The organism is Bradyrhizobium sp. WYCCWR15520 (assembly GCF_056174665.1).
Map to the genome: position 1 here is coordinate 1 of NZ_JBWBWM010000101.1, position 8,079 is coordinate 8,079.

General features: G+C 55.2%; 8 protein-coding genes and 1 pseudogene. 4 read left to right on the plus strand and 5 right to left on the minus strand.

Annotated elements, in window-relative coordinates:
* The first annotated feature begins 764 nt into the window (after positions 1 to 764).
* Positions 765 to 1,595: a nodulate formation efficiency C protein gene (locus AC0QUY_RS41770; protein ID WP_246738311.1), complete on the plus strand. Its 831-nt coding sequence runs from the start codon at positions 765 to 767 to the stop codon at positions 1,593 to 1,595.
* 837 nt (positions 1,596 to 2,432) lie between these two features.
* Here AC0QUY_RS41770 and AC0QUY_RS41775 read toward each other — a convergent pair.
* Both AC0QUY_RS41775 and AC0QUY_RS41780 read right to left on the minus strand, forming a co-directional pair.
* Complete coding sequence (locus tag AC0QUY_RS41775; RefSeq protein ID WP_161855514.1) at positions 2,433 to 3,560, minus strand: tyrosine-type recombinase/integrase; 1,128 nt, start codon at positions 3,558 to 3,560, stop codon at positions 2,433 to 2,435.
* Positions 3,561 to 3,577: 17 nt separating this feature from the next.
* Positions 3,578 to 3,976, minus strand: coding sequence for a helix-turn-helix domain-containing protein (locus AC0QUY_RS41780; RefSeq protein ID WP_161855513.1), 399 nt, complete (start codon positions 3,974 to 3,976; stop codon positions 3,578 to 3,580).
* Here AC0QUY_RS41780 and AC0QUY_RS41785 point away from each other — a divergent pair.
* Both AC0QUY_RS41785 and AC0QUY_RS41790 read left to right on the plus strand, forming a co-directional pair.
* Positions 3,944 to 4,126 (plus strand): annotated as a pseudogene (locus tag AC0QUY_RS41785) (IS3 family transposase); the annotation flags it as partial. The gene AC0QUY_RS41780 and the pseudogene AC0QUY_RS41785 overlap by 33 nt on opposite strands.
* 150 nt (positions 4,127 to 4,276) lie before the next feature.
* Positions 4,277 to 4,474, plus strand: a complete 198-nt coding sequence (locus AC0QUY_RS41790; protein ID WP_161855512.1) for a hypothetical protein — start codon at positions 4,277 to 4,279, stop codon at positions 4,472 to 4,474.
* A gap of 366 nt (positions 4,475 to 4,840) precedes the next feature.
* Here the strand turns inward: AC0QUY_RS41790 and AC0QUY_RS41795 are convergent, their stop codons facing one another.
* Positions 4,841 to 5,158, minus strand: a complete 318-nt coding sequence (locus AC0QUY_RS41795; protein WP_145642958.1) for a DUF3768 domain-containing protein — start codon at positions 5,156 to 5,158, stop codon at positions 4,841 to 4,843.
* A 128-nt stretch (positions 5,159 to 5,286) separates the two neighbouring features.
* Positions 5,287 to 5,553: a hypothetical protein gene (locus tag AC0QUY_RS41800; RefSeq protein WP_161855511.1), complete on the minus strand. Its 267-nt coding sequence runs from the start codon at positions 5,551 to 5,553 to the stop codon at positions 5,287 to 5,289.
* Between the two features lie 323 nt (positions 5,554 to 5,876).
* Here AC0QUY_RS41800 and AC0QUY_RS41805 point away from each other — a divergent pair, with 323 nt between their 5' ends.
* Complete coding sequence (locus AC0QUY_RS41805; protein ID WP_161855510.1) at positions 5,877 to 7,058, plus strand: type IV secretory system conjugative DNA transfer family protein; 1,182 nt, start codon at positions 5,877 to 5,879, stop codon at positions 7,056 to 7,058.
* Between the two features lie 469 nt (positions 7,059 to 7,527).
* Here AC0QUY_RS41805 and AC0QUY_RS41810 read toward each other — a convergent pair whose 3' ends face one another.
* Positions 7,528 to 7,935 (minus strand): hypothetical protein, encoded by a 408-nt coding sequence (locus AC0QUY_RS41810; RefSeq protein ID WP_161855509.1) that lies wholly within the window; start codon positions 7,933 to 7,935, stop codon positions 7,528 to 7,530.
* Positions 7,936 to 8,079 lie beyond the last annotated feature (144 nt).

An 8,079-nucleotide genomic window follows, 5' to 3' on the forward strand; every position in this document is an offset into this window, starting at 1 on the left:
TATCTTTGCCTATATCGAGGGCTTCTACAATCGGACTCGTCGTCACTCCGCCATCGGCTTTATCAGCCCGATCGAGATGGAGCTAAAAGCAGCTTAACCCTGTCCATTTTTTCGGGGGAAGATCACCACGCGAGTGCCGTCTCGACCGCAAATGATGACAGTGCGCTTATAACGAAAGCCTAACCCACTCGAGATCAGCCGCTTCGGGTTTCTAGCGGTATCATTGATGGCCGCGAAGCTCGCATGATCTGCGCGACATGCAGGCCGACGACGGTCAGCGCATCCTGCACAACGTCAGACGTCTTCCGGAGCGATTTGAGCCGGAGGTGGTGGCAAAGGAGGAGGCTGCGCGGACTCGTCGTGCAAATGGCAGGGAAGCAATCTATAGGGCGCGACGAGCGATGCGCGATATCGCTCGCCTCTGCTGCAGTGATCTCCTCCCCCGACACCTCTCTGTATATACGCCGAAGCTCTTCGAGCCGTTCGGGTGAGAATTGGTGGCCAGTTCGTACCATGCCCTATGAAATGTATCTCCAACGCCAGCGGAGATGTTACTTGAAAAGACGAGCTAACCAAATGGCCAGGAACCTCCTTGGGCCCGCTCCGCAGAAATATGTTGGCACCTGCATCAGATCGCCAGCAGCCGGTGGCGAATGGAATTGGGTTGGATCCCAACCAATCCTGGTAGCTGCGTCGCGACTATCCTCAAGATACAATTCTGCGCGGATATAAGGACAAAGGATAGCGGCGCGGGGTAGGAGAAAATGATCGATAGGCGTGTGCTTTGGTTTTGTCTCGGTCTTGGTCTCTGTGTCGGCCTTGGCGTATGGTTCATTTTTCCGGGCGGGCTGGCCGGTAAGAGCGATGGCGTTCGTACGAGCGACAACCCACTTATCGATAAGGTCAAATCAACCTGGCGAGCGCAGGATGGTGAGACAGCGGAGCAAATCTTCACCAAGGTCGCGAAGGTAGCACACTTCATCCCCAGGGGATGGGAGGTTGGACAAAAGATCGACTCGGGCGAGCCAGTTATCTTTTCGTGGGCCAAACACCGGGCCGATAAAACAAACGAAGAATATACTGTCACCTGGGAGGTGGCGTCCGATGGCACATTGAAAATTGTGGCACCGTATGCAAAGCCGATGGAACTAGGCTGGCAGGCGTTCGCACTCTCGCTCATTGCCGACGAAGTCACAAACGACGAAAGCGGCGTGAACCGTCGCTTTCTGCATAATCCCGCCAACTTCAACTTCGTAACCACCGCGCAGGGCAAGTTGGGCGATCTTCTGCGGCGTGGCCGCTGCACTATCGGCGATCCGGTTGGAGTGCATTACTCGCCGACGATAGATGAGCAGCAAACCGCGAAAGGCGACCTGTGGCGCGTCGAGCTTTCGGTCGACTGCATTGTTCCCGGGTCTAGCTATTTCACCCGCGACGGAGTCATCATTTTCGAGAAGCGCGAAGGGCAAGATTGGGAGCCACAATCGTTCTTTGCCAAGCTTATCGCCACGTATGCACCCGGCTCTTGGTTTGAGCTTGCCGACCCGAAAGATCAGGAAGCGTTCGAGGCGGACAGGAAGGTGTTGTCAAAATGACGTTCGATTGCGCTGTCGATACGTCGAGCGCCGACGATGATGAAGTGCATCGCTGTTCAAAGTGTCTGCGCTTCGTGCTGAACTTCTCGATCTCGGCAACCACCAAGCGCAAGCGGAGTTTGTCGGACGGTTGGGCGAGGCAAGATTGCAGACCAATACACGTTGCCGTGCTTTGACGTTCCGAGCCTGTTTTGATTGATACCTCAAATTGATCAGCCGCTAAGGTCTGTGTACAGCGGAGCATTATCGAGTATTGGGCCATAGTAGGACTTGCCAGACGCATCCATTATCCGATCTCCCTAGGCGATCGTCTCGCCGAACCGCGATCGCTCCGTCTCCGCAACCCCGACCAGCTCCGACGGAGCAATCGCCACCGGCGTGCCACTGGAGAGAAGGAATGGCAGCTTGACAACAACCCGCAATTAAAGGGCGGATTGACATCCATCGATCTTTTAGACCATTCGCCTTTCGCCATTCGCCGCTGACGCGGACGTTGGTCGATGAGGGCTCACTTGCTCGGTCGCCAGCTTGGTCTCTTCAACGCAGAAGCCGCCATATGGCGGCTTTTACGTTATGCTTCATCACCTTTGCCGTATCGCCTTTGCTAATAATACTGCGTGGTTGCCCAAGCCAAAAAAGTGATAAAGTCTGACTAATCCTGGTTAACTTGAGTACGATTGAAAGCCTCCGATTCTTGGCTCTACTTCTAGTCTTTCGTGCTTTTTGGTCCATTTCCAAGCTCAAATCAAAGCTCGCAGATCAGGGTTCGATTCCCCGTAGGGTCACAAGAGAAATGATCTGTGTTTCCCGTGCGACGCTAAGATTTCGTCGCTAGAATCAAGCGTATTCAGCCGCAGCGTTTTTTTGACGCGCAACGCTCCTTTGAACCTCTTGCCACCGGTTGCCCACGGGTTGCCCAGAATCCGTCGCCATCATTGTCTTTGGGTTCAGCATTTCGATGGCTGTCCGGAGCGTGGACGGCGCCACATGGGCGTATCTCATAGTTGTCGTTATGGTGGAATGTCCCATTAATTCTTTGATGGCCGGGAGTGGCACTCCGCGCATTGCGAGGTGAGAAGCAAACGTATGGCGAAGCGTGTGCCAGCCGATGGTTCTAAACCCAACCTTCCTACAGAGTTTGCGGATTGCGTAGTGCATTCGGTAGTTAGTGAACGGGCGACCCTCCGAGCCTCGGAACACGTACCCGGTATCCTTCTTACGCCGGTAAAGCATCGTGTACACATCAATGTCGAGCGGTATATGCCGCGTGCGGTTATTCTTTGGCGTGACGAGCGTCTTCCCACGATCATCGTATGAATGTCTCACCGCAACGGTGCGCGTGAGCCAATCGAGAGATGACCACTGAAGGCCCCTGAGCTCTCCTTGCCGCATACCTGTCCGCAGCGCCGTCAGAACCAGTTCGCGCACTAGGCCATTCGCCTGGGAAAGGAGTGACTCACACTCTTCGGGCGAAAGATAATCAATTTCGGGCAGTGCCCTTTTTGGCCATTTGATCTTCGGTGGCGCTTCCTCAAGCTCCAGCCACTCATATGCGGTGAGCAAGCACTTGTTGAGCACCGTCAGGCGATTCGTGATCGTCTTGTTGGTGTACCCTTGCCGGACCTGCTGAGCTTTATAACGTTCGATGTCATGCCCTTTAATTTGTCCCACCGGCTTGCGACCAAAGAATGGGAGCAGAGACGAAGATAGAATGTACTTCTTCGACAGTTGCTCAGAATACTTGTTGTTCGGTCTTACATAGTCCTCAAACCACTTCACCGCGAACTCGGCAAAGGTCAGGTCCTTCGACCGTAGCGCTCCGATATCTATCGAATCGCCACGTGCTAGCTTTTGTCGCAAGGTAGCTTCGTACGCCTGCGCACCGGCCTTTGTGTTCTCAGGACTACGTTTTCTATATCGTGTGGAGTTGACCGTGAAATCGACCCACCACGAGTTTTTTATCATTCGTACTGTCATATCCGTTATTTATCGATTGTTTCGGTCCGCTGCCTCGCCAAATACGAAATGACGTCGTGCTTGGCGAAACGAATGCTGCCGCCCACTTTGAGGAAGGAGATGCGTCGCCGCTGTTGCAGGCGTCGCACGCTAGAAGTGGAAATTCTCAGTAGTTCGGCCACTTCAGCGGTGGTCAATAACTCAGCATCGGCTCCGAAACAGTCGGGAATTTTCAAAGAACCATACGGCGTCGGCGAATTATCATCGCCGGCTGGCATCTCGACTCTACCATTGTTGGGAGGTTTGTGCATGTGCACATGTTGCGCGCCGACTGGAACGATGGCCAGGCGCGGAGCCGTGACCACAGGAGACGCCCGTGAAATCTGGGACGGACTTCCGCTGCCAAGCGGAAAGCTGTCGCCCATCTCGTGGACGTCTACGGAATGGACGAAGGGCGGGCGTGTAAAGCCATCGGCTATTGCCGCATGACGATGATATACAAGGCGGCCCGCGCGGATGATGCCGGCCTTCGCCAGCGCATGAGGGCAGTCGCCGAGGTGCGTCGCCGTTTCGGCTGCGGTATCATCTTACGCAACCGTGGCACTAAATGTCATAAATCCGCAATCAAAGCGTGTTGTGAACGTCGGTCCGACAAAGTGCTGCTGGTGGGGTGAGGAAGAGCGCAATAGTTTTGTTTAGTGATTCGACGGGATAGATATTCGGACATGCCCTACGACAATGCTACGGTGCAGATGCTCCGCAACGTTCTCGATGAAGTACTTGCTAGCTCCACGTTCATCGAGCAGAGGCAACGCTCTGCGCTGGAGATCGCGGAGCGCATCCTTTGGCTTGCCTCACAGGGGGAGCGTGAGGCCGCAAGGATCAAACAGCACTTGCTGAACGAGTTTTTTGGCGAGAGGTAACTATAGCGTAAGAGCCGAGAAGGCCATCTCGATGGTAAGCAAAGCTCCGCGTTTGTGTTCGGACATACGATACCCGGGATCCTAGTAACGCCGGTCGGAATCGCGCGCGCTAGACAAATGCGCCTCGGAGTCATGTTATCTGAACGCAACCAATGCTAGGGCAGCGTACTTACCACCATTCAGGATCCATAAAAAGCCCTCGCCGTGGCGAGGGCTGGACAAGCAGTGTCCGAGGCAAATCCGCACTGATCGCGCGCTTAACCCTGAGGGTTCGGCAGGCCTTCCGATGTTCCCCGCAACGGTGCTCGTCCTGCTGGAGCATTCTTCCGCAGCGTCTGGACGGGAGGCGGTCATTTCTTGTTCTGTTCAGTACTCGCTTGCCAGCATCAGCGTGAGGACACGCAATGTCCTTTCCGAGTCGCTTGGATCTTCGGAGCCGTGCTGCATCTTCCTGTCGTAGTAGTCGATCTTCCAGAAGAACTTTCGACCCACCAGGTCGAAGCTTCCGAAGTCGTGCTCGCCATGAGGATCGTTCTCCTCTGTAAACCCGGAGAAATCCGCCACCTGACGGAGCGCCTCGGCCTTTACGCAGTCGGGTAGCTCGGCGACTCCGATTGTCATCATTACCTTGCCGCCACAGAAGGTGTGCCGGAAGGCATCGTTGAGAAGGGCGATACTATTCATCATCGCGCTCCTCCGCGTCCTTGCTCCTATAGGGCATGTGGCGAGCGCCGCAGTATGGACGGTCATCGTCACATTGTGCGGACCACACGTCTCTCCACTCGCGGTTTAATTCCGCGCGGTGATAGTAGTTACGAACCAACATCGTCGGCCTCCTGGATCAGGCCGGCCAGCACAAGTGCTGAGATGATCGTCTTGCCACCACATGCTTCGCAGAAGCCCTGGTCCTGGTCGGGCTCCATGTCGGCGGTGTTGTTGCACCCCTCCGTCATGCAGATCGCCGGGCTCGCATCTTTCAGGAGAGCTGCCAACAGAAGATCGTCCAGGTCTTGGAAGCCCCTCTGATCGCAAAGCGTCACCAGCTTTTGAACTCTCTGGGCAAGAGAAATGTTAGACATCGTGTCCTCCTCGCTACGAGCACCCGACCCATTCGGGTGCTCGTTCGCGAGGCGGAGCGAGCGTCCACTACTGAGCGAAATTAGAAGAAATGCTCAATCGATCGTATGGACGCTCGTCGCGATGCCTCCGCCTCGCCACCGAAACCCGGACACGCATGCAGGTTCCGGATCGCAGGGCGGAAAGTGAAAGATCAAATCTGCAACGATTGTCGTGGCTAACGCCAATTGAGTGGAGAGGCGAAATCGTGCTCGTGGGTCACGAGCCCGACGTGACCTGGGAAGGCGTTACACCCTCTCTGTAAGTGCACGCGGAGCGCGAAAATATGTGGCGCATGTCACCCGGAGTAACACGCTTCGCTCGCACCGATTACCGCAACGACGATTGCACCTTTGGGATCAAGGACGAAGACCGCTTCTCGCACATCTACATCATCGGTAAGACGGGTACCGGAAAGTCGACGTTAATCGAGTCCATGGCGCTGCAGAACATTGATCGGGGCTGTGGACTTGCTCTTATCGATCCTCACGGCGACTTGGTGGAGCGTGTCGCGGCTCAAGTTCCGACGAGACGTGCGTCAGACGTGATCTACTTAAATGCGTGCGATCCGTCCCAGCCGTATGGGTACAATCCCCTGCGGCATGTCCGTGAAGATCGGATCGCACTCGCCGCTTCTGGCTTCATCGAAGTATTCAAAAAAATGTGGCCGGATGCATGGGGCGTGCGCATGGAGCACATTTTGCGCAATGTTTTGATGGCGCTGCTGGAGCAACCGCACGCCACGATGCACGACGTGCTGCGCATCCTGTCGGACCGGAAGTTCCGCGCCGAGATTGCGCGACACTTGAAGAATGAGACGGTCAGGACGTTCTTCATAAAAGAGTTTGAGCGGTTCTCGTTCGGCTACCGTGCCGACAGCACGGCGCCGATCCAGAACAAAGTGGGCGCCTTCCTTTCAGATCCAATACTCAACAAACTTCTAACCGCTCCGCAGCATGATCTCCACGTGCGGCAAATCATGGATCGGGGCAAAGTACTATTGGTGAACCTGGCTAAAGGGCAAATCGGTGAGGACAGCTCGTCGCTCCTGGGCGGATTACTCGTCACTACGCTCGGGCTTGCAGCGTTTAGTCGCGCCGACCTGCCAGAGTATGAACGGCGTCCCTTCTTTGTCTACGTTGACGAGTTTCAAAACTTTACGACGCTCGCCGTGGCGAATATGTTCTCCGAGCTTCGCAAGTATCGGCTCGGCTTTACCGTCGCCCACCAGTACCTTCATCAGCTTAAACCAGACGTGCGCCACGCGGTGCTGGGAAATGCGGGAACGATTATTTCGTTCAGAGTTGGCTCGGAGGATGCGCCATATCTTGCTCGGGAGTTTCAGGGGCGATTTGATGAGATTGATCTATTGCAGCTACCGAATTATTGCATCTACCTGAAGCTTATGATCGATGGAGTCCCCTCGGCGGCTTTCAGCGCGACCACGCTGGCTTCGATGAGGCGGTGAGCCTCAGAGGACGGCGACGAGCTAGCTCGTAGACGGTCGTGTTGGAAATGGCCCGGAGGAAGGAAGATGTAAAGCCTTGGCATCGCAGTTAATTCGGCGCTTTATCCCCTGGATCACTGGCATGGACACGGCGTCAGGGGGTGTCTCCAGGGGCGTCTAAGGGCTTGCCGAGGCAGCGAATGCTGGCGCCTCAGTGGCGGTCTACCAACCAGTTCGGCATTGCCGATCGCTTCAACTTCGCTGGTATCGCCGGGGAGTGTTCGGTGCACTGCCAGCTTGATGAGATTGTCGCATGGGCGCACCTCCTTGCACTGTGTCGCGTGGATTCCGTGGCAGGAATAGATATGGCTATGGAAGTTATTGCGAGCAGGCCGAACGCCGCGTGTTGAAAGAAAGCGGGCAACTAACCCCCGCGACCATTCGAGCAAAAGGCGGACGTTTCACAGCCACTCCAAGAGAAAGCCAAAAGCTAGCCGCCATAACTGAGCGTCTCAACCTCCTGATACAGCCTTCGAAGATGATCGTCGGACATGTCGATGATGGGCTCATACATGAACGAGTTCAAATGGATGTTCTCCGGGGTCATCAACATCACTCGTTCAATGATCGCAATGTTGGCGATTTCCGTCTCGAACTGCTTTTTGTACTCTCTGAGCAGCTTAGGGGTTTGGGCCGAAGTTATGCCAGCGAGCAGCTTCTCATCCTTTATTCGTTCGGCCATGAATTTTTCCGCAGCAATTCGCGTGGCTATCGACAAGACGACTTTATTCTCGAAGTTCATACCTTCCGTCGCGTCGAGGCATTCCTTGGCGGCAGTGAAGACGTCCGACAATACAGAGCCGCCACCATCGGGCAGCGTTATGGTTGAATGGAACACGCGATTGTAGACCTCGGCTAGGTGGTGTGGACTCTAAGGATTCCCTTTTAGGAGCAAATCAGATTCAAGGCTGCTTTTTGGGAGGCAGTCTTGGGTGTGATGGACCGGTTGGTTTTAAGCGACGCGGCGTGGGAGCGGATGGCG